Origin of the sequence: Roseateles flavus (assembly GCF_039872765.1) — a bacterium.
In the GTDB taxonomy this organism is placed as follows: Bacteria; Pseudomonadota; Gammaproteobacteria; order Burkholderiales; family Burkholderiaceae_C; genus Roseateles_B; species Roseateles_B flavus.
The window spans coordinates 345,779-369,213 of sequence record NZ_JBDPZC010000004.1 but is presented as its reverse complement, the minus strand read 5'-3'; the positions used below and the strand labels follow the sequence as shown (position 1 = coordinate 369,213).

Genomic DNA, 23,435 nt, shown 5'->3' with positions numbered 1-23,435 from the left:
CGCCGCATTGGCACTGACACGCCAGGTGCCCGCAGACACACTGGCATCTCCCATCCACGAGGAGATTTCATGAGCTTCCCCGCCGTCCGCCGCGCCCTTCCCGCGCTGGCCGCATCCGCAGCCTCTGCTGCACTCACCGCCTGTGCCGCAGTCGTCACCCTGAGCCTGGCCCTGTACGCCGGCACGGCCTCGGCCGGCGCCGCCGAGCAGTTCCGCATCGCCCCCGAGCTGGACCAGGGCTTCCGCGCCCTGGGCACACACGGCGTGTTCGTGCTCTACGACGAGCAGGCCCAGCGCTGGACGGTGTCCGATGCCCGCCGTGCCTACCAGGCCTTCCGCCCGGCCTCCACCTACAAGATCCCCAACACCCTGATCGCGCTGGAAGCCGGCGTGGCGCAGGACGAGACCCAGGTCTTCAAGTGGGACGGCCAGAAGCGCTGGAACGAGGACTGGAACCAGGACCAGACCCTGCAGACCGCCTTCCGCTTCTCCGCGGTATGGGTCCATCAGGAGATCGCCCGCAAGGTCGGCGCCGAAGGCCTTCAGTCGCGGCTCTGGGCCTGGCGCTACGGCAATGCCGTGGCCGGCCCCCGGCACGACAGCTACTGGCTGGACGGCGACCTGCGCATCACCGCCGTGCAGCAGGTCGAGTTCCTGCGCCGCTTCGCCGAGCACCGCCTGCCCATCAGCGAGCGCACCGAGACCGTCGCCCGCCGCGTCTTCCTGCGAGAGGAGACGCCGGGCTGGCGCCTCTTTGCCAAGACCGGCTGGGACGGCAGCGGCCCGGTGGAGCTGGGCTGGTTCGTGGGCTGGACCGAGCGCCGCAACGGCACCGGCCGCTGCTTCTTCGCACTCAATATGGACATGCAGGTCGACCCCAAGTCCCTGCCCGCGGGCAGCAAGCCGCCATCGCAGCATGAGCTGATCCGCCAGCTGGGCCCGCACCGCGAGCGTCTGGCGCGCCAGACGCTGCAGGCGCAGGGCTGCCTGGACTGAGGCTCAGGCCTGGCCAGGCGGGGCCAGGTCGCCTTCCGCCTGCAGCCAGGCGATGGTGTCGCCGATCAGGTGGCCGGCGATGCTGAAGCGCGGCGGCAGGCCCGGCAGGGCGTCGAGGTCGAACCAGTCGGCATGCTCGATCTCGCCGGGCTGCTCGCGGATCTCGCCGCCCGCCCACTCGCAGCGGAAGGCCAACATCAGGCTGTGCGGGAAGGGCCAGCTCTGGCTGGCGTAGTAGTGCAGCCCGCGGACCCGCACGCCCACCTCCTCGGCCACCTCGCGGTGCAGGCAGGACTCCAGCGATTCACCGGCCTCCACGAAGCCGGCCAGCGCGCTGTAGAAGCCGGGCTTGAAGTTCGGCGAGCGGGCCAGCAGCAGCTGCGGCCGCCCCTGATGCCGGCGCCACACCAGGGCCATCATGGCCGGGCTGATGCGGGGATAGGACACATGACCGCAGGACGGGCAGCGCCGCGCGCGTTCCTGCGCCTGGCGCTCGGTGGGCGTGCCGCAGGCGCCGCAGAAGCGATGCGCGCGGTCCCACTCCATCACCTGGGCGGCGCGGCCGGCAAGCTGCAGCAGGGCGGCGTCCATCTGCATCATCGCGGCCCGCAGGCCCTGGGGCTCCCAGCCTTCGGGCACCGAGCTGGCATGCTGGGTCCAGCAATCCAGGCCGTCCAGCCGGCCGAGGTAGTGGCGCTCCGCGGGCGTGGTGAAGGCATCCGGCTGCGGGGTCAGGCCTTGCCTCTCGGTGTGGATCAGCAGCTGGCCCTCCACGAAGACCAGATGCCAGCCCTGCGCGCTGGGCGTGGCCGGCGCCTCGATGCCGGGGATGAAGCCTGGGGTGTCGTCCATGCGTGTCATGCCCGCACTGTAGAGGCAATCAGGCCGGGCCGCTGCGCCGGCGTGCGCGTGGCGCGCGCGGGGCCGGCAGGGCCGCAAAGCCCTCGACCAGGTGGTCCACCAAGGCCCGCACCCGCTGGGGCAGGAAGCGCTGGCTGGGCATCACCGCATGCAGGGGCAGCTCGTCCCCCAGCCAGCCGGGCAGCACCTGCACCAGCTGCCCATCGATCAGGGCGCGGCGCACGTCCAGCTCGCTCTTGTAGATCAGGCCCTGGCCCTGCAGCGCCCAGCGGTGGGCGATCTCGCCGTCGTCGGTGCTGAGCCGGCCCTGCACGGGCACGCTCACCGGCTCGGCCTCGGGCGTCTCGGCGGGCCGCAGGCGCCAGGCCCGCTCGTGGCGGTTGCGGATGCGGAAGGTGATGCAGTCATGCGCCGCCAGGTCCTCCAGCTGGCGCGGCGTGCCGGCGCGCTTCAGGTAGTCCGGGCTGGCCACGACCTGGCGGCGCACCAGGGCCAGGCGCCGCGCGACCAGGCTGGAGTCCGGCAGCTGGCCGTAGCGCAAGGCGACGTCGATCTCGTCCTTGTAGATGTCCTGCAGGGAGTCGCTGACGCTCAGGTGCAGCTCGACCGCCGGGTGCCGGGCCATGAAGTCCTGCAGCATCGGCAGCACCCACTGGCGCGTGAGGTCGCTGGAGGCACTCAGCCGGATGCGCCCGCGCAGCCGCTCACCCGCCTTGCCCTTGAGGCTCAGCGGCGCCTCGCTGACCTGGGCCAGGCCCTCGTCCAGCAGCTCCAGGGCGCGCTGGGCGTAGTCCCGCAGCTGCTCACCCGCGGCGGTGAGGCGCAGGGCGCGCGTGCTGCGCTCCATGAGCCGCACGCCCAGGCGTGCCTCCAGGCGCTTGAGCATGGCGCTGGCGGCGGCGGGGCTCAGCTGCATCTCCCGCGAGGCGGCGCTGAGACTGCCGCGGCGGGCGCATTCCACCAGCAGGCGGAGTTCGGATGTATTTTCAATCTGCATTTGAAAGTGAATGATGCCAGAGCCGCTGGTTTGAAAGTCATCCGGACCGCACAGTCACGGTCATGCCCACCGTCGTGGCGGGCAAAGCCAAACCAGGAGTCCTTCATGAAAGCCGTCGGCTACTACCAGTCCCTGCCCATCAGCGCGCCCGAGTCCCTGATCGACCTCACCCTGCCCGAGCCACAGCCGGGCCCCAAGGACCTGCTGGTCGAGGTGCGTGCCATCGCCGTCAACCCGGTGGACGTGAAGGTGCGCCAGCGCCGCCCCTCGCCCGACGGCCAGGCCCAGATCCTGGGCTGGGACGGCGTGGGCGTGGTGCGCGCCCTGGGCGCCGAGGTGCAGGGCTTTGCCGTGGGCGACCGCGTCTGGTGGGCCGGCGAGATCAACCGCCCGGGCAGCTACGCCGAGATGCAGACCGTGGACCATCGGATCGCCTCCCACGCGCCGGCCCAATGGAGCGACGCCCAGGCCGCCGCCCTGCCCCTCACCGGCATCACCGCCTGGGAGCTGCTCTTCGACCGCCTGCAGGTGCAGCAGACGCCCGAGCGCCCGGTGAGCGTGCTGGTGACGGCCGCGGCCGGCGGCGTGGGCTCCATCCTGCTGCAGCTGGCGCGCAAGCAGCCGCACCTCACGGTGGTCGCCACCTTGGGCGATGCCGGCTCGCGCCCCGGAGAGGTCGCGCGCCTGAAGGCCCTGGGCGCCCACCACGTGATCGACCACCGCCAGCCCCTGGCCCCGCAGCTCGCCGCCCTGCAGGCGCAGGGCCTGCCGCCGGTGCGCCACATCGCGAGCCTCTCTCACACGCCCCAGCACTTCGCGGACTTCATCGCGCTCATCGAGCCCCAGGGCCGCCTGGCCATGATCGACGACTTCGAACCCGGCGCCCTGGACGTCATGCTGCTCAAGGGCAAGGCCCTGTCCCTGCACTGGGAGATGATGTTCGCGCGCCCCCTGCACCAGACCCACGACATCGCCGAGCAGGGCCGCCTGCTGGCCCAGCTCGCCCAATGGGCCGACGCCGGCCAGCTGCAGAGCACGCTCAGCGAGGTGCTGGGACCCGTGGATGCCAAGCACCTGAAGCTGGCGCATGAGCGCCTGGAGAGTGGGCATACGCAGGGCAAGCTGGTCCTAAAGTATTGATGCTCCCCCCCTACGGCCTGCGGCCGCCCCCCCAGGGGGGCACACCCGTAGGGCCGGCGGAGCCGGACCCTCGGGTGTCGCGCGGGGCGAGCGCCGGCTGCGCCGGGCGCTCTTGGGTCAGGGCGCCATGCGGGGGGCGCCGGGCGCTCTCGGTCCTGCTGCAGCGGATCGGCCGGATCGCTTGCAAGGGTGGAGGCACGGGGCAGGCAGGGCTCGGCAGGATGGGTGGGCGCCGGCATGACTTTCTGAAGGGTGGGACGGGGCCGCGACACTGCGCGGACCATTCAGGGAGGATCACCATGACAACTCGCCCCTCGCGCAGCGCCGCGAGTTCGCGCCCATCAAGCCGGCGGCGCCTGGCATTGGCCCTGGGGCTTGCCGCCATGGGGGCGGCCCGTGCCGCGCCGGGGGCCGAGGCAGAGGCCTGGCTCCTGCAGATGCAGGGCGAGCTCCTGGCGCGGGAGCAGGCGGCGCATCCGGGGGAGGCCACCGTGCCGGTGCCGGCGCGGCAGACGCTCTGGCTGGCCCGGGACGGGCACTTCCGGCTGGAGACCGAGAACCGCTTTCCCGGCGAGATCGTGTTCCGCTACCGGGAGGCCGGCGATGCCCAGGGCGCGCAGCGGATCGACCTCCTGGGCTGGCGGGACGGCACCGCCATCCAGCCCGTGGACGCCAAGGCGGCCCGCGAGCATCTGGCCGACCAGCTGCTGTGGATGCCCGCCGAGCTGCTGCGCCAGTCCACGCCCCTGACGCCGGTGCAGGAGCAACAGGGCACCTGGCAGCAGACCCTGCGCGACCCGGCCGGCCGTGAGCTGCAGCTGCGCTGGTCCGGCGCCCAGGGCCGGCTGCTGGAGGTGCGGCAGGGGCCGCTGCGCTACGTCTACCTGAGCAGCCATGACGAGCGCGGCCTGCAGCCCGCCGAGATCGAGATCTTCAACGGCGAGCGGCGCATTCAGCGCTGGCAGCTGCAGCCGCCCGCTGCCGTGGAGGCGTCCAGCACGCGCCCGCCCCTGCCCGCAGGCTACGAGCCCCAGGCGCCTGCCGGCGAGCTGCGCGCCGAACGCCTGGCGCCGGGCGTCTACCGCGTCGAGGGCCTGGCCTCGCGTTACCACAACCATTTCATCGTCGGCCGCCAGGGCGTGGTGGTCTTTGACACGCCCGTGAGCCGCGAGGAAGGCACCCGGGTGCGCGCCCTGATCGAGCGCACCGCGCCGGGCCTGCCCATCGCCGCGGTGGTGCTCTCGCACGGGCATCGCGACCATGCCGCGGGCCTGCCCGCCTACCTGGAGGAAGGCACCCGGCTCTTCGTGGGCCAGGGCGGTCGCCAGGCGCTGGCCCGGCAGCACGGTGCCGCGCAGGCCGAGCGCGCCGAGGAGGTCCGGCAGACCCAGGCGATCGAGCTGGGCGGCCGGGCCCTGCGCCTGCTGCCTGTCACGAGCAGCCATGCCGAGGACATGCTGGTGGCCTGGGACGACGCCAGCCGCTCGGTCTTCCACGGCGACCTGTTCTACGTCCCCGAGCAGGGGCCGGTGCCACCGGCCTTCGAGGGTGCCGAGGAGCTGCAGCAGGCGCTCAGGCAGGCCGGGCTGGATCCGCTGCGGGTGCTGGGCGTGCATGGGCGCGCTGCCGATTCCGCCGATCTGCAGCGCTCGCTGCAACTTCGACAACGCCCGTCCTGAGGCACGTGGCGGTCCAGGGCGCGGGCAAGCGCTCGGCCGCATCGTGCCCGGGACGACGTCGCGGGCGATGCCGACCGTGCCTGAGCCCGGGCTGTGCAGGGGTCTGCAGCAAGGACAAGACGCCGGCGGGCCTGACAGGCCTCCGCCGTGTCGTCGGGCCGCCGGGCACTCAGGCCGGCTGCGGCCCGGCCTGCACCGCCTTCGCTGGACGCGGGGCCAGGCGGCGCTCCAGCAGCAGCAGGCTCAGCGCGGCGGGCAGGCCGCCCAGCACCACCATCAGCAGCCACAGCGCACGGCGGCGGGCCGGCAGCGGCGTGCCTTGCAGCCACCAGAGTGCCAGCAGCAGCGCCAGGCCATGCAGCGCCAGGGCCGCGGCAACGGCCACCGGGGGGCGCGCCGGCAGCAGTTCCGGCGGCAGGGTCCGGCCCTCGTCCAGCAGATGGGGCAGCTCGCGCACCGCGTACTGCAGCGGCGACAGCCACCAGCCGACGTTCTCGTAGAGCATGTCGAAGTCGCCGCTGATCGCGCGACTGGCGATGACCTCGCCTTGCCCCTCGGGCCCGGCATGGACCAGCAGCTGGCGGATCGCGTCGCCGTTGTAGAAGCCGCCGAAGGTCAGGCCGAAGAGCCAACCCTCGCCCAGCTTGACGTGATCCAGCCGCGAGAGGCTGCCGTGGCCGCTGCTGGTATGCATCGGCTGCACGAAGGGCAGTCCTGGCAGCTGCAGCTGAACCAGCGGCGCACCGGCCCGGCCCTGCGCCAGGGCATGGACGCGCAGGCCGCCGCTGCTGACCACGATCAGGTGTGCGCCGTCCGGCTCGAAGACCGGGGGCGCGATGAAGACCTCGCCAGGCGGCAGGCGCAGCACCTCCCTGCTGGTCTGGCTGGGACGGTCGATGGCATAGAGCCGGTCGCTCGTCAGCAGGAAACGCTGCTCAATCACCAGCGGCACGGCGGGGAACGGGGTCAGATCCCCGGCCCCACCCACACCCCAGTGGCCCTGCGCCCGGCCACTGCGGGTGTCGTGGCCGTGGAAGAGCAGGTCATCGTGGCTGAAGGTCCATTCGATGTGGCGCTTGTCGTCCACCCACTGGAGGGGCCGCCGCTGGTAGGCCTGGTGGCGCACCGGATACTCCCGCAGCCGCGTGAACTCCAACTCGGGCGCCTGGGGCCCATCAGCCCGGGCCAGGGCCTCGGACCAGGCCGGCGCCCGTGGGTCGGCGCTGAGCTTGAGCAACGCCGCCAGCAGCTCACGCGGCTCCATGCGCTGCGACTCGGTGTAGCCCCCCGCTGGCGGCACCGGCATGTTGAGCGAATGCATGCCAGCAAACATCAGCACGAACTCATAGCCTATGGCCGCCACCACCAGGGCATAGCCGATGCCGATCTGCAGCGGCAATGCACCCAGCACGACGAGCAGCGGATGGCGCACCGGAGCTTCGCGATCAGGCTTGAACAGGGAAACCGCGACCGCCAGCAGCCAGACGAGGCCCGCGATCTCCAGCATCAGCAGCGGAAGGCTTTCCGCGAAGGACCACATCAGCCAGACAGGGACGATGGCCACGACGATGGCAAGGGGTCGCGGGCTCAGCACCGTGCACACCCCGGCGACCCAGGCCGTGCAGGCCAGCACCCAGGCGTGCAGGGGCATCAGGTAGTGGTGTGAATCGACGAGCCGCGGTGTCAGCAAGTCCACACCGGCCAGCATGAGCAGGCGGGGCAGCGCCACGGCGACCAGCAGCAGCACAGCTGCTGCGGCCACAATGGAGAAGCAGATCGCGCGATGCGGCAGCGGCCGGTGCAACAGCCACAGCCAGCGCGAGGGGCGCCGGTAGACGCCGAGCTGGTAGAGCCCCAGCGAAAAGGCGCCGGCCATGTAGACCGCCATGAAGAGTCGCTCGACCTCATGCGGCTGCTGCTGCATGTCGGTCATGCGGTTGAGGAACAGCAGCACCAGCAGGTGCGCACCGGCCAGCAGGGCGGCGAGCAGACGGAAACGCCGCAGCTCGCCCAGAAACAGGTCTCGGTTGATGGACATGGGGGCCTCGATTCAGTGCTGGGGCGCCGCGTGATTGCGGGACAGGAAGGCATTCACCGCCCGGTCGAGCCCGACCGGCATCGGCCTTGCGGAGCGCGCGCCCAGCCGGGTGAGGTGCTCGCCGAAATCCTCGCCCTGCTCGAACACCAGGCAGTGAGTGAGGCCGTCGATCTTCTGCAGCTGCAGCAGGCCCGGCAGCTCGCGCAGCTGCGACGGCGCCGCGAAGGGGATGTCCGCAACCCACAGCTGCACGCGCTCGCAGAAGTCGTCGGGTGCAGACATGTGCTTGAGCTCGCCGCGCTCCAGGATGATGAGGTTGTCGGCCACGCGCTCGATCTCCTCCATCTGGTGAGAGCAGTAGACGATGGTGCAGGCGCCCTGCAGATTGCAGAACATCAGCGCCTCCAGGAAGGCTCTCTTGGCAACCACGTCCAGGCCCAGGGTGGGCTCGTCCAGGATCAGCAGATCGGGCGACTGCGCCAGCGCCATCGCAAGGCTCAGGCCGGCGCGTTCGCCGCGTGAGAGCTCGCTGATGCGCTGGCCGGGATCGATGTGGAAGTTGCCGACGACCTCACGGTAGCGGGCCTCGTCCCAGCCCCTGTACTGGCGCTGCTGCATGGCCACGGCATTGGCCACGCGCAGCCAGTCGGGCAGTGTGTGTTCCTCGTTGACGTAGCCGATGTGCGCGCGATGTGCAGACGTCAGCGCCTCGGGCGCCACCCCCAGCACGCGTGCGCTGCCGGAGCTGGGCGACTGGAAACCCAGCAGCACACGGAACAGCGAGGACTTGCCTGCACCGTTGGCACCGACGATGGCGTGGATATGGCCGCGCGGCACCTTCAGGCTCAATTCGTGCAGCGCACGCTTGCGGCCGTAGTGCAGGCACAGCCGCTCGGTCTCGATCACGTAGTCTGGCGAGGCGGGGGCGATCAGGCCCGCGGATGGCCCGTCGGCCCCCGCCGATGCGGGCGATTCGACGAGACGCAGCTGCGCCTGTTCGGACATGGCATTCATGGATTTCTCCTGTGGAGGAGGCAAGGGCCCAGGGATCAGGCGGACTTCTTGGCGGCCAGCGGCGCTAGTTCCTGCTCCACGCGGGACAGCACGGTCGCAGGAGGAAAGTCCAGCCCGATGACGTCATTGACTAAGCGCTGCACCGCCTCGTCCAGCCGCCGCTCGCGCTCGCCCTTGCTGAGCCGCTGGCGCGGCGCGGCGACGTAGAGGCCCAGGCCCTGGCGTGCCTCCAGCCAGCCCTCCGCGGCCAGCTCGCCATAGGCCTTGGCGACGGTGTTGGGGTTGATCATCAATTGCATCGCAAGCCCGCGCACGCTGGGCAGCTGCTGGCCGACCTCCAGCTCACCGGCAGCGATCGCGCGGCGCACGCCATCGACGATCTGCTTGGCGATAGGCCGCGGATCGCCGGTGGCGATCTGGATCATCAAGGGCGTGGTGCGTGGCATGGCCGGCTCCTTGTGGTGTATTTACTGTACTAGTGTTCATAGTACAGCACAAGCCTCGAATGGCGTCAAGCGTCCTTGCGGCACACTGCAGGGCATGACTGCCGCCAAGCCAGCTCTTACAGCCCCTGCCTCACCGGCCTTGTTCGGGAATGCCAAGGCCTTCGAGACCTGGCTGCGCAAGCACCACGCCACGTCCGGCGGCCTGTGGCTGCAGATCGCCAAGAAGGGCGCCGATGAGCCCAGCGTCAGCTACGCCGAGGCCGTGGAGATCGCCCTGTGCTGGGGCTGGATCGACGGCCAGAAGAAAAGCCTCGACGACCATCACTATCTCCAGCGCTTCACGCCGCGCCGCGCGCGCAGCATCTGGTCCAAGGTCTATGTCGAGAAGGTGGCCGCGCTGATCGCCGCCGGGCGCATGCAGGCCCCCGGCCTGGCGCAGGTCGAGGCGGCCAAGGCGGATGGACGCTGGGCGCGGGCCTATGACGGTGCGCGCACATCCACGGTGCCCGAGGATCTGCTGGCGGCACTCGAGGCCGCGCCAGATGCCCAGGCCTTCTTTGCAACCCTCAATGCCAGCAGCCGCTACGCCGTGCTGTGGCGCATCCAGACCGCCGTGAAGCCCGAGACCCGCGCCCGGCGCATCGCCCAGCTGGTGGCGATGCTGGCGCGCGGCGAGACGGTCCACATCTTCAAGCCGCGGGACAAGGGCTGAGCTGCGGAGCGGGGGCCGCCCTGTGTCAAGCCGCCCTCACCAGCTCGCCTGGAACGAGTCCCCCTTGAACCGGCTGTCGCGTGTGATGGCGCCCATGTCCACGAACTCGAAGTCCGAGGCCCTGAGGGTCTTGAGCTGCGAGATCGTCGCGTCCTGCCACTGCGCGCTGGGCTCGCCCTGCACGTAGAGGTCGGAGCCGATGTCGGCCACGTAGAGGCCGTAGCGCTGCATGGCGAGGGCCAGGGCCTTGGCCTGGGCGCTCCAGGAGGCGGGCAGCGTGAAGCCGGCCTTCAGGCGCAGCACCGCGCCGAAGGGCACGCCGCCCGGGGTGTCGCCGCCGGCGTGATGGCGGGCCGGCCAGACGTGGCTGCGGGCCATGACGCTGTCGCGCAGGGTGACGCGCAAGGCGTGGCGGATGTCGCCAGCGCTGGCCTCGGCGGCGCGCGCCAGCAGGGGCAGCAGGGGCAGGCCGGCGGCGTCGCCCGAGGTCCAGGTGTCGGGGCGCATGGCATGGCTCTTCAGGTCCCAGGCAGCGGTGGAGTAGGCATACCACTGGCCGCCGAGCTCGTAGCTGGCATAGCTCTCCCACAGCCGGCAGCTGCCCTGCTCCACGATGAGCACATGACGGTCCCCGCACTGCTGCGCATCGTTGCAGGCGCCACCTTCGGCCTTGAGCAGGTCATCGCGCGGATAGGGAAAGCGCCGATTGGCCGCGGGCAGCGTGGTGCAGTCGCGCACCAGGGCGTAGCCGTTCACGGCGGGCGCCGCGCAGTCGCTCTCGTCGGGCGCACTGTCACCGCTGCCGGCGCGCGGGTCGGTCGGGTTGAAGTTCACCGTCGGCCAGCTCGTCGTGGCAGCCGGGCTGCTGCCGTCCACCACGTTGTAGGGAATGCCGTAGTAGTCGGCCGTCTGCTGCGGGTTCTCGTTCGTCCCCCAGTCCGGATGGAAGGCCCGCGCGGTGCCGATGCTGGCGAGCCACGTGGCGCTGCTGGCGTGAACCGGAAAGCGCTGCGGGTCGTCGATGCGGGTGTTGAAGACGGCGGAGGCGGGGAAGAGCTCGCAGCCGGCGATCTGGGGGGCGGCGCCGGGGGTTGGGGTTGGGGTTGGGGTTGGGGTTGGGGTCGGCGTGGGCGTGGGCGTGGGCAGCGGCGTCGGAGTGGGTGCCGGGACCGGTGTGGGAGCAGGTGCCGGTGTGGGGTTCGGTGCCTGCGATTCGGCACCTCCGCCGCCGCAGGCCGCCAGGGCCATGGAACTGGCCAGCAGGCAGGCCTGCCCTGCCCGCTTGATCTTGTTGCTTCGCATCTGTCACTCCGTGCGACGCAGGGCGCCGCGTTGTCCGGTGGCATTGAAGCAGGGGGGCTGCGGGGGCGCTGCAATTTTTTGTGACAGGGCTCGGCCTGGGCTGGCGGCCCGCTGGACGCAGTCCCAGGCCCTGGGGCATGGGCGTGCACCGGCGCCATCGATCGAGCCAGAATCTCGCATCACCTGACGTTCAACCGCCCCCTGCTTCGCCGAGGCGACCAGGCCCTGACTGAGGACCGCCCGATGACCAAGTACCTGATCTCCTTCCCCTCCCCCGCCATGACCGTCCCAGCCGAGGACCTGCCTGCCGTCGGCGAAGCCGCGCGCCAGGTCATCCGCGAGGCGAAGGCGGCGGGGGTGTATGTGTTCGGTGGGGGCATCAACGGGGCGGTCGCGCCCGTCACGGTCGCCCCGGACGGGGCTGTCAGCCCCGGGACCTACCCACAGACAAGGGAGCTCGACGGCGGCTTCTGCGTGCTGGAGCTGCCCTCGCGCGAAGCCGCCCTGCTGTGGTCCGCGAAGATCGCCGCCGCCTGCCGGTGTGCGCAGGAGCTGCGGGATTTTGGGTACGACCCGGAGAGCTGAGACACTGCGGCCCATGAGCATTGCCAGCGTCCGCCTCTACTACTACCCCGACTCGCAGGCGCGTGAGCGGGCACTGACCGCCTCGTACTGGGGTTTCGCAGAATGGTTCGCGCGCCGCCTCAAGCCCATCCGGGATCAGCTCCGCGGGCCGGAAGCCAAGGGTGTGGACATCGTCAACCTCATGCTCCACGAGAATCCGGCCCACGCCTGGCGGCGGGATGAATGGATACAGCGGGGCAATACCTTCCAGTTCTCCTTCGTCTGCGATCTGCGCCCGCTCGAGGCAGCCCCCGCTCTCGAGAACCTGCCGAAGCTGATGCAGTTCTATGCGGCAATGGCAGCGCAGGCGCCCTGGCCCCAGGTACGTGCGCTTGCGGCGCCGCTGAGCCAGCCGCTGAGCGAGGTCGACCGGCTCACGCTGCGGCCCTATTTGCAGTGGCCGCGCGGCGAGGTGATCAGTGAGGCGAAGGCCAGGCGTCTGGCGGCGCCGGCCGCCTGATCTCCGCGGGTACTGCCGCGACGCTCCTCGCCCCATTGCCGATTCCGTCCTACCTCGTGCGCCACTCACCTCCAACCCCGCCGTTGACGATGCCTCGGGCAGCCTGGAGGCTGGCGCTCGCCACGCTGGTGCTCGCCGCTTGCGCGCCCCGTCCTGGCGAGCTGCAAAAGGACCGGCCCTTCACCCGATGCGCCGCCTTCGAGTTCCGCGTCCCGGACGAGCAGGCGCTGAAGCAGGCGCAGCTGCTGATGGTCGAGGCCGCGATCGACCTGGGCCTGCGCTTTGAGTCCGAGACGGCGATGGGCGGATTCATGCTGCGGATCGGCGGGCCAGGCCATCCCATGGTGTTCCAGCTGCAATCGCAGGACGGCCCCTGGACTGACAAGTACTGGCTGGGCGCCGAGCACCTCGCCGGCGGCCCGCCCCAGCCGCCCCCGCCGGGTGCGCCCTCGCACTGGAAGCCCTACGTGCCGTCGGCCGCCTGCCTTGAGGAGAACGCGCTGAAGTTCGCGGAGCTGCGCCGGCGCTTTGCGGCGAGGTGGGCCGTGAGGGATGGTGATCCGAAGGGCTTTCTGCCGCTGAAGTCCCGCTCGGAGAAGGCGGCTGGAGGTGGCCATGCTCGCTGAATGAGGATAGGCTTGCGGAGGCAGGCGCCCCGGCATCTGCCGCGGGGTCAGGTCTTGCGGGTGGTAGGCAGGAGACGGCGGCCAGAGCTTGGCGCACGGACAGCGTTGTGGGCCGGGTCCTGAGGAGCCTGCTTGGGGGCGTGATTGGGGGCGTGATTGGGGCGCGGTTCAGGCCCGTGGTGTCCCGCACAGACCCCTGCTGAGGTCAGCCCAGCACTCGGCACCGAAAACCCATGACAGGCGGTGGATACTCCATGAAAGCCCAACTCCAATCTCAGCGCCCCGCGACTCACGGCGGGCCCCAGGCGCAGGACTCCGCTCCCACACGCAGCAATTCTTCAGGGGGGCTGGCGGCAGGCATCCACACCAGTTCGAGGGCGCTCCAGGAGAAGGCCCGGATCAGGCAGATGCATGGCTCGCCACGGGTGAGCGCCCAGTTTCGACGGGCTGCGAACCTGCTTGCGCTTGCACCAGCCCCGGATTCCCAAGCCCCAGCCGTCGCCACGGCTCCGATCCAGTTGCTCCGCCTGGGGCCGGCTTTCACCGCAGGCATCGGCCGGCAAGGTGGCAACTTCGAAACGGAGCCCCAGCTGGCCACCATCCGCGATGCTCTGGAGGCCTACCAGCTCGACCGGGATCAGTTCGAGACCGATCAGGCCTTTTCCGACCATCGGGCGAGTGCCCTGGACCGGGCGGAGCATGGGGTGTACGCATACCTGGGTGCCATGGGGGACCTCCAGAACGGAGGCACTCGCCGGGACTACATGCTCAACCTCATGGACGAGATCCAGGAGGCCCATCGAGACCATGTGGACTACGTCCACACACACAACCTCCGCCTCTTCAGTGCGGAAGACCTGGACGAGGGCCAGCGTGGACGACTGGACGATGCCTGGAACGAGGTGCGGGGCGGCCTGGGGGCCATCCGCTTCGAGCAGGGCGAGGCACACGAAGGGGACAACCGGGAAATCCGCGCCAACTTCGCCCGCCTGATGTCTCGAAGGCATGGGCGCGAACTGGTGGAAGAACTGCGCCAGCAGCCGGACGGCGAGGAGGCTGAGCCCTACTACATCAACGTGAACCCGACGGAGCGCCTGTCTGAGGAGGAACAGGTCCAGCGGGAAGCCAACCGCAGGGCCTTTGCGGGGGTGCGCACCCGCTACATGGAAATCATGGCGGCCACGAACAATGGGCAGATTGCCACCGAGGAGCAGCAGGAGGAGATCGATCGGCGGCATCAGGCCATGATGCCTTTCCTGGACGAAAGCCGCGCGGACTTCCGCAGCCAGGATGCCGACGAGCCCGCCGCCGCCTCCCAGGCCCCCCATGGCACCAATCTGCGGGTGCTTCGTGGACTCCGGGACAGCGAGAACCTCAACCATGCGGGCGTCAACACCGACCTGGTGGTCGCCCCCGCCCACATCGTGCTGGGCCATGAACTGGTGCACGCCCTGCACGACAAGCGCAACGAACGGGATCCGGGCAACCCCGACGACTATGCACATGGCACCCCGCTGGCGCACTGGGGGAACCTCGAGGAACAGCGCACCATCTCCACGGGAGTGGGGCCCACGGAGAACCGGCTGAGGGCCGATCATGGCCTGCGGGCGCGGGAAGGCCATACGGCCAAATCCCGGCGGGAACTGAACGCCGAAGCGCAGGGGCACGGCCTCTGGACCGGCCTGATGGCTGGCCTGGGAGCCCTGGCCCTGGGGGGCCTGGGCTATGCCGCTTGGCGGCACTTCCGCTCCTGAGGAAAACGCAAGGGCGCAGGGGCTGGCCTGCCAGCCCCGTACTTGCCGCCAGGCCTCTGCCGGGGCTCGATGGCGCGCAGGCGCTGGCCTCGCCAGAAGCCGAACGGCTTGCGCTGCGGCTCGGCGCGGATCAGCAGACCACACCCTTGGAGTGACAGACGAGAGGGGCCCTGTCTGACTGATGGCCTCAGCCAGGGGCTGCGGCCAGCGTCCGGCGATCCAGGGGCCCAGCCCGGCTCCCTGGCGGCCTCAGCTCAGAAATGAATGCCCCGCATCATCTGCTGCAGCGCAATCGCCTCCGGCGACAGCTGCGGCTTGCCGCCCTTCTCGCCCTTGGCTGCGTCGCTGTCGGGGAACATGCGGAAGCTGGTGTTCATCACGATCTGGGCCACGCGGGGCATCAGGGCATGCAGCAGCTCGCCGGTGATGCCCAGGCGGGTGGCGATGCGCACGGGCTTGGCGATGCAGGCCTGGGCGATCATGTCCGCGGCTTCCTCGGGGGCCAGGGTCGGGACGTTGTTGTAGATCTTGGTGGGCGCGATCATGGGCGTGCGCACCAGGGGCATGTTGATGGTGGTGAAGGTGATGCCCAGATCCGCGTACTCGCTGGAGGCGCAGCGGGTCCAGGCGTCCAGCGCAGCCTTGGAGGCCACATAGGCCGAGAAGCGCGGCGCATTGGTCAGCACGCCGATGCTGGAGATGTTGACCACATGCCCCTTCTTCTTCGCGACCATGCCCGGCAGCAGGCCCATGGTGACGCGCAGGCAGCCGAAGTAGTTCAGCTGCATGGTGCGCTCGTAGTCGTGGAAGCGGTCGTAGCTGGACTCGATGGCGCGGCGGATGGAGCGGCCGGCGTTGTTGATCAGGAAGTCGACGCCGCCGAAGTTCTCGTTGATCCAGGTGATCATGCCGGCGCAGCTCTCCTCGCTGGCGATGTCGGCCGAATAGCTGTGCACCTGCGCGCCCTTGCCGGCGTGCTCGCGGATCTCCTTCACCGCCTCGTCCAGCTTGCCCTCGTCACGGGCACAGATGATGGTGATGGCACCGGCCTCGGCGAACTTCTTGGCCGCGGCCAGGCCGATGCCCGAGGAGCCGCCCGTCACCAGCACGACCTTGCCGCCGGTCGCGCCCTTGAGGCTGCGGTCGATGAAGAGGTCCGGGTCGAGGTGGCGCTCCCAGTAGTCCCACAGGCGCCAGGCGTAGTCATGCAGGTTGGGGCAGGCAATACCTGACCCCTTGAGCGCCTTCTCGGTCTCGCGGCTGTCGAAGCGCGTGGGGTAGTTGATGAAGTTGAACATGTCCTCGGGCAGGCCGAGGTCCTTCATCACGGCGTGGCGGATGCGGCGCACCGGCGCCAGCGCCATCAGGCCCTTCTTGACGCTCTTCGGAATGAAGCCCAGCAGGGCGGCATTGACGAAGAGGTTCATTTTGGGGGCGTGCGCGGCCTTGGAGAAGATGTCCAGCACATCGCCCACGCGGTAGCCCACCGGGTCCACGAGGTGGTAGCAGCCGCCGCCGGCCTTCACCTGGTGGCTGATGTGGTCGAGCGCGTTGACCACGTAGTCCACGGGCACGATGTTGACGCGGCCCCCTTCCAGGCCGATGGAGGGCATCCAGGGCGGCAGGATCTGGCGCAGGCGCTGGATGGGCTTGAAGAAGTAGTAGGGGCCGTCGACCTTGTCCATCTCGCCGCTCTGCGAGTCCCCCACGACCATGGCGGGGCGGTAGACGGTCCAGGGCTTCTTGCAGTCCTTGCGCACGAGCTTCTCGCTCTCGTGCTTGGTCATGAAGTAGGGGTGGTCGAGGTTTTCCGCCTCGTCGAACATGTCTTCGCGGAACACGCCTTCGTAGAGGCCGGCCGCGGCGATGGAGGACACATGGTGCACATGCCCGGCGTCGATGGCCGCGGCGAAGTCCAGCATGTTGCGCGTGCCCTCGATGTTGGTGCGAACCTGGCTGTCCTCGTCGGCCTTGAGGTCGTAGACCGCGGCGAGGTGGTAGAGGTGGTCGATCTGGCCCTTGAGGCTCTTGATGTCCTCGTTGCTGACACCCAGCTTGCGCCCGGTGAGGTCCCCGAAGACCGGGATCGCCCGGTTCTTGCTGACGCCCCAGTAGGCCAGCAGCTCGGGCAGCTTGTCGCGGCTCTCCTCGCGCAGCAGGAAGTACACCGTGCTGCCGCGCCGTGCCAGGAGCTTCCTGACCAGCCGCTTGCCGATGAAGCCTGTGGCGCCCGTGACGAAGTACTGCATCGTGTCTCTCCTGTGTTCTTGGTTGGCCTGTGGGAGGCAGAGGGTCGGACGATTCTTGTCCAAACCCCGGGTTTCACCGCTGCGCGCTTTCCCCAGGGCCGACTCTAGAGCATAGAGACCGCACACTAGGATTGGGTGAGCACCGCAGGGTGGCGGGGCCTATAGTGGTTCCATCCCTGCTGGAGGGCCTGCGCTGGCGCGACAATGCCGCGTGGAAAGTTTCAGCGACTCTCGCGTAGTTCCACCTCAAGAAAAGGACTCAACAATGGTCAAGAAGCTGCAGAAAATGGCTGCCAAGAACAAGGCCTCCGCCAACAGCGCTTTCGGTGGTGCACTGCCCGCCGGCCTGCTGGACAACCAGGTGGCCCAGACGATCAAGGATTCCGCACAGCAGATCTGGGCCGCCGGCCTGGGCGCTTTCTCCAAGGCACAGGGCGAAGGCGGCAAGGTCTTCGAGACCCTGGTGAAGGAAGGCATGAAGCTGCAGAAGAAGACCCAGTCCGCTGCTGAGGAGAAGCTCGGCGCCGTGGCCAACAAGATGAGCGGCATGGCCGGTGAAGTCGGCGCCAAGGCCGGCCAGCACTGGGACAAGCTGGAGACCATCTTCGAGGAACGCGTGGCCCGCGCCCTGAACCGCCTGGGCGTGCCCAGCAGCAAGGATGTGGAGCAGCTGATCGCCCGCATCGACGCGCTGAGCGCCGCCGTGGGCATCGCCCCGGCCAAGAAGTCGGCCAAGAAGGCACCCGCTGCGAAGCCGGCGGCCAAGGCTGCTGCCAAGCCCGCCGCAAAGCCGGCCGCCAAGAAGGCCGTGAAGGCTGCTGCGAAGCCCGCTGCCAAGGCTGCTGCGAAGCCTGCTGCCCAGAAGACCGCCGCAAAGCCGGCCGCGAAGCCTGCCGCAAAGCCGGCCGCCAAGAAGGCTGTCTTCAAGTCGGCCGCCAAGCCTGCGGCTCGCAAGGCCGCGGCCAAGCCCGCCGCCCCGGCTCCGGCAGCCCCGGCCGCCGAAGCCGTCCAGGCCTGAGCCTGAACGCAGAGGCCTCGCCTGAGCGGGGCCCGCAAGGCGCCTCCAGAGCGCCCGTGACCAGCCGCCTCGCGCCAGTCCCGATCGATCGGGGCGAGGCCCACCGAGGCGGCTTGTCCATTTCTTGAGCGAGACAAACAGGATCCGCCACCGCATGAACGCCCGTTCCCGCCCCCGCCCCTCGACGCGCAGCACCACAGAGGCCCCTGCCGCTTCCGCGGCGCCCCGGCGGCGGCGGGCTGACCAGCCCAAGGGCGGTCCGCGCATCGGCCTGGCGCTGGCCGGCGGCGGCCCGCTGGGCGCCATCTACGAGATCGGCGCCCTGTGTGCGCTGGAGGAATCCATCGATGGCCTGGACCTGCGCAACTGCGACAGCTACATCGGCGTCAGCGCCGGCGGCTTCATCGCCGCGGGCCTGATCAACGGGCTCTCGCCGCGCGATCTCTCGGAGGCCTTCATCGAGAACAGCGCCCGCTCGCCCGACACCTTCGACCCCTCCGTCCTGCTGCATCCGGCCTGGGACGAATACTGGCGCCGCCTGCGCACCGTGCCCGGCCTGGTCGGCACGGCGCTGTGGCAGACCGTGGTGCAGGGCCGCTCCGTGCTAGGCGCCTTCGAGCGCCTGGGCCGTGCCCTGCCGGCGGGTCTGCTGTCCGGCGAAGCCCTGGCCGAGCAGCTGCACGCGCAGTTCAGCCGGCCCGGCCGCAGTGACGACTTCCGCGCGCTGCGCCACCGCCTGGTCCTGGTCGCGACCGACCTGGACAGCGGCGAGGCCGTGCCCTTCGGCCTGCCCGGCTGGGACCACGTGCCAGTCTCCAAGGCCGTGCAGGCCAGCGCCGCCCTGCCCGGCCTCTTCCCGCCGGTGGAGATCGACGGCCGCTACTACGTGGACGGTGCGCTCAAGAAGACGATCCACGCCTCCGTGCTGCTGAAGGAAGGCCTGGACCTGCTGCTGTGCCTGAACCCGCTGGTGCCCTACGAGGGCGAGCCGGGGGTGCAGGAGCACGAGCCGCACCGAAGCGCGCGGCCCAAGGGGCAGCGCATCCCGCGCCTGGTCGATGGCGGCCTGCCCGTGGTGCTGTCCCAGACCCTGCGATCGCTGATCCATTCGCGCCTGGAGCTGGGCATGAAGGGCTATGCCCGCAGCCACCCCGACACCGACATCCTGCTCTTCGAGCCCAGCAAGCGCGATGCCGAGCTCTTCATGGCCAACACCTTCAGCTATTCGCAGCGGCGCCACCTGGCCGAGCACGCCTACCAGGCCACGCGCCGCCAGCTGCTGGAACGCGCGCAAGACCTGACCCCCAAGCTGGCGCGCCACGGCCTGACCCTGCGCGTCGACCGGCTCTGCGACAGCAAGCGTGAACTAGTACCGGGCGCACTCAAGCCGCCGAGCCGCTGCTCGCTGGCCATGGCACGCCTGGATCAGACCCTGAGCCTGCTCGAGGCACGGCACGGCGTGCGCGCGCCCTGAGCTGAGCGAGGAACGCCGGACGCCGAAAGTCGAAGCCCGCGTGACGGGCTTCACACCCCGCACGGCCTGACCCCACAGTCAGAGGGGGGGCGCCGAGGCCCCGCCCAAAGAACAATGGCGTCATCGCGCCGCCGGTGCTCCTTCAGCAGTTCAAACCGTGTCCAAGAAGTTCCTCATCGCCCTCGGCCTGAGCGCCGTCTCCCTGCTGGCCCAGGCCACGCCGATCAACCTGATCAGCAATGGCAGCTTCGAGTCCGTCTCGCTGGCCAACGGCAGCTGGGGCACCTACGGCAGCCTGAGCGGCTGGACCGTCGGCCCGCAGAACGTCGAGATCCGCAACAACGTGGCGGGCTCGGCCTACGCCGGCCTGAACTTCGTGGAGCTGGACACCAGCCGCAACAGCTGGATCTCCCAGAACTTCACGACCATCATCGGCCAGACCTACCACCTGAGCTTCATGTGGGCCAACCGCCCCGACCAGGTGGGCGCCAACAGCAACGGCATCAGCTGGCAGGTCGCCGCCCTCGATGGCGTGGTCGGCAAGAACACCATCACCAGCTGGACCCAGTTCGACCTGGACTTCGTGGCCACCGGCACCAGCACCACCCTGCGCCTGGGCGCCACCGGCGCTTCTGACGGCATGGGCACCTCGCTGGACGCCGTGTCCGTCACTCAGCTGCCCCCGGCCGCCGCCAAGAGCACCGTGCCCGAGCCCGGCAGCGTGGCCCTGCTGGCCATGGCCGCTGGCGCCCTGTTCGTGGCACGCCGCCGCAAGGCCTGAGCCCGGAACGAATTCAAGAAGCGACGTCGTTGAAGAACCGAGCGGGCCTGAGCCCGCCACCCTGCCGCCCCGCGCGGCTGTTCCATTAGAAGAAGCGAGAAGAGGCCCCCCGGGGCCTCTTCTTGTTGGTGGGTGCGACGCCCTCAGCCGAGATAGCGCGCGCGCAGATGGGCCTGGAAGTGGGCCGGGTTCAGCGCCTCGCCGCTGGCACGGCGCACGAGCTCGGGCGTCTCCCAGCGGCTGCCTTCGATCCAGATGCGGCTGCGCAGCCATTCGAAGACCAGGCCCAGCTCGCCGCGGGCGATGCGGGCGTCGAGGTCCGGTGTCTCGCGGCGCATGGCGGCGAAGAACTGCGCGGCATACATGGCGCCCAGGGTGTAGCAGGGGAAGTAGCCGAAGAGGCCGGCGCCCCAGTGCACGTCCTGCATCGGGCCGTCCTTGAAGTTGCCGCGGGTGTCCAGGCCCAGCAGCTCCTGCATCTTGGCGTCCCACAGCGCAGGGATGTCGTCCACCTCGATCTGGCCCTCGATCAGCGGCCGCTCGATCTCATAGCGCAGGATCACGTGGGCCGGATAGGTGACCTCGTCGGCATCGACACGGATGTAGCCCGGCTTCACACGGGTCAGCAGGCGGTTCAGGTTGCCGACCTCGAAGGCGGGTTGATCGCCCAGGTGCTTCTGCAGCAGCGGGCGCAGCAGGCCGGCAAAGCCGGGATGGCTGCCCAGCTGCATCTCGAAGGACAGACTCTGGCTCTCGTGCAGGCCCATGGAGCGGGCATTGGCGATGGGCAGGCCCAGCCACTCGCGGCGCAGGTTCTGCTCGTAGCGGCCGTGGCCGGTTTCGTGGATGGTGCCCATCAGGCTGGGCAGGAAGTCGTCCTCGCGATAGCGCGTGGTCATGCGCACATCCTCGGGCACGCCTCCGCAGAAGGGGTGGGCGCTCTCGTCGAGGCGGCCGGCCTCGAAGTCGAAGCCCATCAGCTGCATGGCGTCATGGCCCAGGGCCTTCTGGGCGGCCAGCGAAAAGGGCGGCACGGGGCGGGTCACGGCCTCGCGCGACTGCTTCTCCAGCACGTCGCGGATCAGGCCGGGCAGCCATTGGCGCAGGTCGCCGAAGACGCGGTCCACCTCGGCCGAGCGCATGCCGGGCTCGTACTGGTCCATGAGGGCGTCGTAGGGGGCAAGACCTGTCACCGCCGAGAGGCAGCGTGCCTCCTCGCGGGCCAGGCGCACGACCTCGCGCAGGTTCTCGGCATAGCCCGCCCAGTCGTTGGCGGGGCGCTGGCTGCGCCAGGCGTGCTCGCAGCGCGAATTGGCCAGGCTCTTGGCCTCGACCAGCGCCTGCGGCAGCGCATTGCTGGCGCGCCAGGCGCGCTGCATCTCGCGCAGATTGGCGCGCTCGATCTCGTCCAGCGGCTCCTGCGCGGCAGCTTCCAGCAGGCCCTGGAGCGCGGGCTCCGTGGCCAGCTGGTGCAGCAGGCCGCCCATCTCGGCCAGGGCCAGCGAACGGGCCTCGTTGCCCTTGGCCGGCATGTTGGCGGACTGGTCCCAGGACGCGATCGACTGGAGATGGGAGAGGCGGTAGATGCGCACGTGGCGGGCGCACAGCGATTCGTAGGCGGTCTTGCTCATGGTCTTGTCTCTTGTCCGAGGGCGCGGTGGCCCTCGTCATTCATGAAAGGGCGTTTCCTCGACGCCCGGCCGGCGGCAGCCAGGCGGCCGGCCACTCGTGGCTGGGATTGTGGCCGCCTTTGAGGCGCATCAAGCGCCCCACTGGCCCGGGAAAACCCACAGCAGCAGGGCCGTCATGCAGAGGTAGCGCAGGAACTTGCCGATGCCCATGTAGAACAGGCAGGGCCAGAAGGGCAGCTTCAGCCACCCGGCCACCGCACACAGCGGGTCACCCACCACCGGCAGCCAGCTCAGCAGGCAGGCGCGCGGGCCGAAGCGCTCCAGCCAGCGCAAGGCCTTGTTGGCAGGGCTGTGGTGGGCGCGCCCCTCGTAGAGACGCTCGGCGCCGTAACCCATGCCCCAGGTGATGGCGCCGCCGACGGTATTGCCCGCCGTGGCCACCAGCACGGCCGGCCAGAACAGCGTCGGCTCCAGCTTGACCAGGGCCAGCACCGCCGGCTCCGAGCCCAGCGGCAGCAGCGTGGCCGACACCAGCGCGATCACGAAGATCGCCGGCAGGCCCACCTGCGGCAGGGAGAAAAAAGCCAGCATGGCGGCCAGCGCATTCATCACCGATTGCTCCATGCGGGCCATTATGCGAGGGACGCCACAGTTCCTTGACCTGTCGGGTTGCACCCATGACGGAAGGCATGCACACTCAGTGGTTCAGGGAGCGCACACCTGGATCAGGGTCAGTACGACCTCATCCGGGCTTGGCCATCAAAGAGGTCACGGGCAATGCTGAATTTCGCGAGGACTGGGTTCGTCTGTCTTGGAGTCCTGGGCTCGGCGCTGGGTCTGGTCCACCCGGCCATGGCACAGGAGGCTTGCAAGCATCTGCTGGCGTCCGGCAATCCGCAGTACCCGCCCTATCTGTGGCGCGCCCCGGAGGACGAAGGCCGGCTTGTCGGCGCCAATGCCGAGATGATGCAGTGGCTCTCCAAGGAGATCGGCATCCCCATCGAGGTGCGCTACGTGGGCCCCTGGGGCCGGGTGCAGGAGGAGGTGCGGGCCGGCAAGGTCGACCTCATCGCCGGCGCCTTCTTCACCGTGCCGCGCACCGAGTACATGGACTACTTCCACCCGCCCTTCCGTGACACGCGCTCGGCGGTCTGGACCAAGGACGGCAGCAAGCTCAAGTACCGCAAGTGGGGCGATCTCCAGGGCCGCCAGGGCGTCACCGTGATCAACAACAGCTTCGGCGAGGAGTTCGACCGCTACGCCCGCGAGAACCTCAAGATCACCCAGGTGGCCAGCCTCGAGCAGGCCATCCAGATCCTGCAGAAGGGCCGCGCCGACTACCTGGTCTACGAGGACAGCCCCGGCGACGCCTTCCTGGCCAAGATGGCCATCACCGACATCAAGCAGCTGGACGGCGCCGTGGCCAAGGAGCCGCTGTACCTGACGCTGTCGCACAAGTCCGCCTGCAACACGCCGGAGCTGCGCGGCAAGCTGGCGCGGGCCGTCTACAAGCTCTCCAGGACCACGCAGATGAACGACTGGATCGGCCAGTCCATCCAGCTCTGGCGCAAGCAGAACGTGCCGGGGCAATGAGGGTGCGGCGGGCGTGAGCGGTGCGGACCGAGGCGCTCGA

At 69.7% G+C, this 23,435-nt stretch carries 21 protein-coding genes; 12 read left to right on the top strand and 9 right to left on the bottom strand.

Going from position 1 to position 23,435, the window contains the following annotated elements; genetic code table 11:
- Positions 1 to 69: 69 nt before the first annotated feature.
- On the top strand, positions 70 to 996 hold the full coding sequence (locus ABDJ40_RS11410; protein ID WP_347609747.1) for a penicillin-binding transpeptidase domain-containing protein: 927 nt from the start codon (positions 70 to 72) through the stop codon (positions 994 to 996).
- Between the two features lie 3 nt (positions 997 to 999).
- On the opposite strand, the gene nudC is transcribed toward ABDJ40_RS11410, so the two are convergent.
- Together nudC and ABDJ40_RS11400 are read right to left on the bottom strand one after the other, a co-directional pair.
- A complete protein-coding gene (gene nudC, locus ABDJ40_RS11405; RefSeq protein WP_347609745.1) occupies positions 1,000 to 1,848 on the bottom strand; it encodes an NAD(+) diphosphatase in 849 nt (282 codons plus the stop codon).
- Between the two features lie 28 nt (positions 1,849 to 1,876).
- Entirely contained in the window at positions 1,877 to 2,854 is a 978-nt protein-coding gene (locus tag ABDJ40_RS11400; RefSeq protein WP_347609743.1) for a LysR family transcriptional regulator, read from the bottom strand.
- Between the two features lie 105 nt (positions 2,855 to 2,959).
- Here ABDJ40_RS11400 and ABDJ40_RS11395 point away from each other — a divergent pair, with 105 nt between their 5' ends.
- Both ABDJ40_RS11395 and ABDJ40_RS11390 read left to right on the top strand, forming a co-directional pair.
- The gene (locus tag ABDJ40_RS11395) at positions 2,960 to 3,994 is read left to right on the top strand and encodes a zinc-binding alcohol dehydrogenase family protein (protein WP_347609740.1); all 1,035 of its coding nucleotides are present in this window, start codon (positions 2,960 to 2,962) and stop codon (positions 3,992 to 3,994) included.
- Positions 3,995 to 4,293: 299 nt separating this feature from the next.
- A complete protein-coding gene (locus ABDJ40_RS11390; protein ID WP_347609738.1) occupies positions 4,294 to 5,673 on the top strand; it encodes an MBL fold metallo-hydrolase in 1,380 nt (459 codons plus the stop codon).
- A gap of 169 nt (positions 5,674 to 5,842) precedes the next feature.
- Here ABDJ40_RS11390 and ABDJ40_RS11385 read toward each other — a convergent pair whose 3' ends face one another.
- Genes ABDJ40_RS11385 through ABDJ40_RS11375 form a run of 3 tightly spaced genes read right to left on the bottom strand, consistent with a single transcriptional unit; the run spans position 5,843 to position 9,171 of the window.
- Positions 5,843 to 7,711 carry a hypothetical protein gene (locus ABDJ40_RS11385; RefSeq protein WP_347609736.1) on the bottom strand — a complete coding sequence of 623 codons (1,869 nt, stop codon included), beginning with the start codon at positions 7,709 to 7,711 and terminating at the stop codon, positions 5,843 to 5,845.
- Between the two features lie 12 nt (positions 7,712 to 7,723).
- On the bottom strand, positions 7,724 to 8,725 hold the full coding sequence (locus tag ABDJ40_RS11380; RefSeq protein ID WP_347609734.1) for an ABC transporter ATP-binding protein: 1,002 nt from the start codon (positions 8,723 to 8,725) through the stop codon (positions 7,724 to 7,726).
- 35 nt (positions 8,726 to 8,760) lie between these two features.
- On the bottom strand, positions 8,761 to 9,171 hold the full coding sequence (locus tag ABDJ40_RS11375) for a GntR family transcriptional regulator (protein WP_347609732.1): 411 nt from the start codon (positions 9,169 to 9,171) through the stop codon (positions 8,761 to 8,763).
- 94 nt (positions 9,172 to 9,265) lie between these two features.
- Between ABDJ40_RS11375 and ABDJ40_RS11370 the strand changes: the two genes are divergently transcribed.
- Positions 9,266 to 9,883 carry a YdeI/OmpD-associated family protein gene (locus tag ABDJ40_RS11370; protein WP_347609730.1) on the top strand — a complete coding sequence of 206 codons (618 nt, stop codon included), beginning with the start codon at positions 9,266 to 9,268 and terminating at the stop codon, positions 9,881 to 9,883.
- Positions 9,884 to 9,919: 36 nt separating this feature from the next.
- On the opposite strand, the gene ABDJ40_RS11365 is transcribed toward ABDJ40_RS11370, so the two are convergent.
- A complete protein-coding gene (locus ABDJ40_RS11365) occupies positions 9,920 to 11,185 on the bottom strand; it encodes a hypothetical protein (protein WP_347609728.1) in 1,266 nt (421 codons plus the stop codon).
- A 243-nt stretch (positions 11,186 to 11,428) separates the two neighbouring features.
- Here ABDJ40_RS11365 and ABDJ40_RS11360 point away from each other — a divergent pair, with 243 nt between their 5' ends.
- The 4 genes from ABDJ40_RS11360 (at position 11,429) to ABDJ40_RS11345 (ending at position 14,649) form a co-directional block, all read left to right on the top strand.
- Positions 11,429 to 11,770 carry a YciI family protein gene (locus tag ABDJ40_RS11360; protein WP_347609726.1) on the top strand — a complete coding sequence of 114 codons (342 nt, stop codon included), beginning with the start codon at positions 11,429 to 11,431 and terminating at the stop codon, positions 11,768 to 11,770.
- 13 nt (positions 11,771 to 11,783) lie between these two features.
- Positions 11,784 to 12,269, top strand: coding sequence for a hypothetical protein (locus ABDJ40_RS11355; protein WP_347609724.1), 486 nt, complete (start codon positions 11,784 to 11,786; stop codon positions 12,267 to 12,269).
- 89 nt (positions 12,270 to 12,358) lie between these two features.
- Positions 12,359 to 12,895, top strand: coding sequence for a hypothetical protein (locus ABDJ40_RS11350; protein ID WP_347609722.1), 537 nt, complete (start codon positions 12,359 to 12,361; stop codon positions 12,893 to 12,895).
- Between the two features lie 518 nt (positions 12,896 to 13,413).
- Positions 13,414 to 14,649 (top strand): type III secretion system effector protein, encoded by a 1,236-nt coding sequence (locus tag ABDJ40_RS11345; RefSeq protein WP_347609720.1) that lies wholly within the window; start codon positions 13,414 to 13,416, stop codon positions 14,647 to 14,649.
- 254 nt (positions 14,650 to 14,903) lie between these two features.
- On the opposite strand, the gene ABDJ40_RS11340 is transcribed toward ABDJ40_RS11345, so the two are convergent.
- The gene (locus ABDJ40_RS11340; protein WP_347609718.1) at positions 14,904 to 16,898 is read right to left on the bottom strand and encodes an SDR family oxidoreductase; all 1,995 of its coding nucleotides are present in this window, start codon (positions 16,896 to 16,898) and stop codon (positions 14,904 to 14,906) included.
- Between the two features lie 286 nt (positions 16,899 to 17,184).
- On the opposite strand from ABDJ40_RS11340, the gene ABDJ40_RS11335 reads away from it, so the two are divergent.
- From ABDJ40_RS11335 to ABDJ40_RS11325, 3 genes are all read left to right on the top strand, one after another.
- Positions 17,185 to 17,916 carry a phasin family protein gene (locus ABDJ40_RS11335; RefSeq protein ID WP_347609716.1) on the top strand — a complete coding sequence of 244 codons (732 nt, stop codon included), beginning with the start codon at positions 17,185 to 17,187 and terminating at the stop codon, positions 17,914 to 17,916.
- A 154-nt stretch (positions 17,917 to 18,070) separates the two neighbouring features.
- Entirely contained in the window at positions 18,071 to 19,390 is a 1,320-nt protein-coding gene (locus ABDJ40_RS11330) for a patatin-like phospholipase family protein (RefSeq protein WP_347609714.1), read from the top strand.
- A 157-nt stretch (positions 19,391 to 19,547) separates the two neighbouring features.
- A complete protein-coding gene (locus ABDJ40_RS11325; RefSeq protein ID WP_347609712.1) occupies positions 19,548 to 20,171 on the top strand; it encodes a DUF642 domain-containing protein in 624 nt (207 codons plus the stop codon).
- Positions 20,172 to 20,314: 143 nt separating this feature from the next.
- On the opposite strand, the gene ABDJ40_RS11320 is transcribed toward ABDJ40_RS11325, so the two are convergent.
- Together ABDJ40_RS11320 and ABDJ40_RS11315 are read right to left on the bottom strand one after the other, a co-directional pair.
- Entirely contained in the window at positions 20,315 to 21,802 is a 1,488-nt protein-coding gene (locus tag ABDJ40_RS11320; RefSeq protein WP_347609710.1) for a carboxypeptidase M32, read from the bottom strand.
- Positions 21,803 to 21,931: 129 nt separating this feature from the next.
- The gene (locus ABDJ40_RS11315) at positions 21,932 to 22,411 is read right to left on the bottom strand and encodes a YqaA family protein (RefSeq protein ID WP_347609708.1); all 480 of its coding nucleotides are present in this window, start codon (positions 22,409 to 22,411) and stop codon (positions 21,932 to 21,934) included.
- A gap of 243 nt (positions 22,412 to 22,654) precedes the next feature.
- Here ABDJ40_RS11315 and ABDJ40_RS11310 point away from each other — a divergent pair, with 243 nt between their 5' ends.
- Positions 22,655 to 23,395 (top strand): substrate-binding periplasmic protein, encoded by a 741-nt coding sequence (locus tag ABDJ40_RS11310; protein ID WP_347609706.1) that lies wholly within the window; start codon positions 22,655 to 22,657, stop codon positions 23,393 to 23,395.
- The last annotated feature ends 40 nt before the right edge of the window (positions 23,396 to 23,435 follow it).

Bases quoted from the DNA above. Each gene is read 5' to 3' on its own strand.
- ABDJ40_RS11360 (WP_347609726.1), top strand. From the start codon at position 11,429: ATGACCAAGTACCTGATCTCCTTCCCCTCCCCCGCCATGACCGTCCCA.
- ABDJ40_RS11385 (WP_347609736.1), bottom strand. From the start codon at position 7,711: ATGTCCATCAACCGAGACCTGTTTCTGGGCGAGCTGCGGCGTTTCCGT.
- ABDJ40_RS11330 (WP_347609714.1), top strand. From the start codon at position 18,071: ATGAACGCCCGTTCCCGCCCCCGCCCCTCGACGCGCAGCACCACAGAG.
- ABDJ40_RS11390 (WP_347609738.1), top strand. From the start codon at position 4,294: ATGACAACTCGCCCCTCGCGCAGCGCCGCGAGTTCGCGCCCATCAAGC.
- ABDJ40_RS11350 (WP_347609722.1), top strand. From the start codon at position 12,359: ATGCCTCGGGCAGCCTGGAGGCTGGCGCTCGCCACGCTGGTGCTCGCC.
- ABDJ40_RS11315 (WP_347609708.1), bottom strand. From the start codon at position 22,411: ATGAATGCGCTGGCCGCCATGCTGGCTTTTTTCTCCCTGCCGCAGGTG.
- ABDJ40_RS11380 (WP_347609734.1), bottom strand. From the start codon at position 8,725: ATGAATGCCATGTCCGAACAGGCGCAGCTGCGTCTCGTCGAATCGCCC.
- ABDJ40_RS11335 (WP_347609716.1), top strand. From the start codon at position 17,185: ATGGCTGCCAAGAACAAGGCCTCCGCCAACAGCGCTTTCGGTGGTGCA.
- ABDJ40_RS11320 (WP_347609710.1), bottom strand. From the start codon at position 21,802: ATGAGCAAGACCGCCTACGAATCGCTGTGCGCCCGCCACGTGCGCATC.
- ABDJ40_RS11400 (WP_347609743.1), bottom strand. From the start codon at position 2,854: ATGCAGATTGAAAATACATCCGAACTCCGCCTGCTGGTGGAATGCGCC.
- ABDJ40_RS11410 (WP_347609747.1), top strand. From the start codon at position 70: ATGAGCTTCCCCGCCGTCCGCCGCGCCCTTCCCGCGCTGGCCGCATCC.
- nudC (WP_347609745.1), bottom strand. From the start codon at position 1,848: ATGGACGACACCCCAGGCTTCATCCCCGGCATCGAGGCGCCGGCCACG.
- ABDJ40_RS11375 (WP_347609732.1), bottom strand. From the start codon at position 9,171: ATGCCACGCACCACGCCCTTGATGATCCAGATCGCCACCGGCGATCCG.
- ABDJ40_RS11365 (WP_347609728.1), bottom strand. From the start codon at position 11,185: ATGCGAAGCAACAAGATCAAGCGGGCAGGGCAGGCCTGCCTGCTGGCC.
- ABDJ40_RS11395 (WP_347609740.1), top strand. From the start codon at position 2,960: ATGAAAGCCGTCGGCTACTACCAGTCCCTGCCCATCAGCGCGCCCGAG.
- ABDJ40_RS11310 (WP_347609706.1), top strand. From the start codon at position 22,655: ATGGCACAGGAGGCTTGCAAGCATCTGCTGGCGTCCGGCAATCCGCAG.
- ABDJ40_RS11370 (WP_347609730.1), top strand. From the start codon at position 9,266: ATGACTGCCGCCAAGCCAGCTCTTACAGCCCCTGCCTCACCGGCCTTG.
- ABDJ40_RS11340 (WP_347609718.1), bottom strand. From the start codon at position 16,898: ATGCAGTACTTCGTCACGGGCGCCACAGGCTTCATCGGCAAGCGGCTG.
- ABDJ40_RS11355 (WP_347609724.1), top strand. From the start codon at position 11,784: ATGAGCATTGCCAGCGTCCGCCTCTACTACTACCCCGACTCGCAGGCG.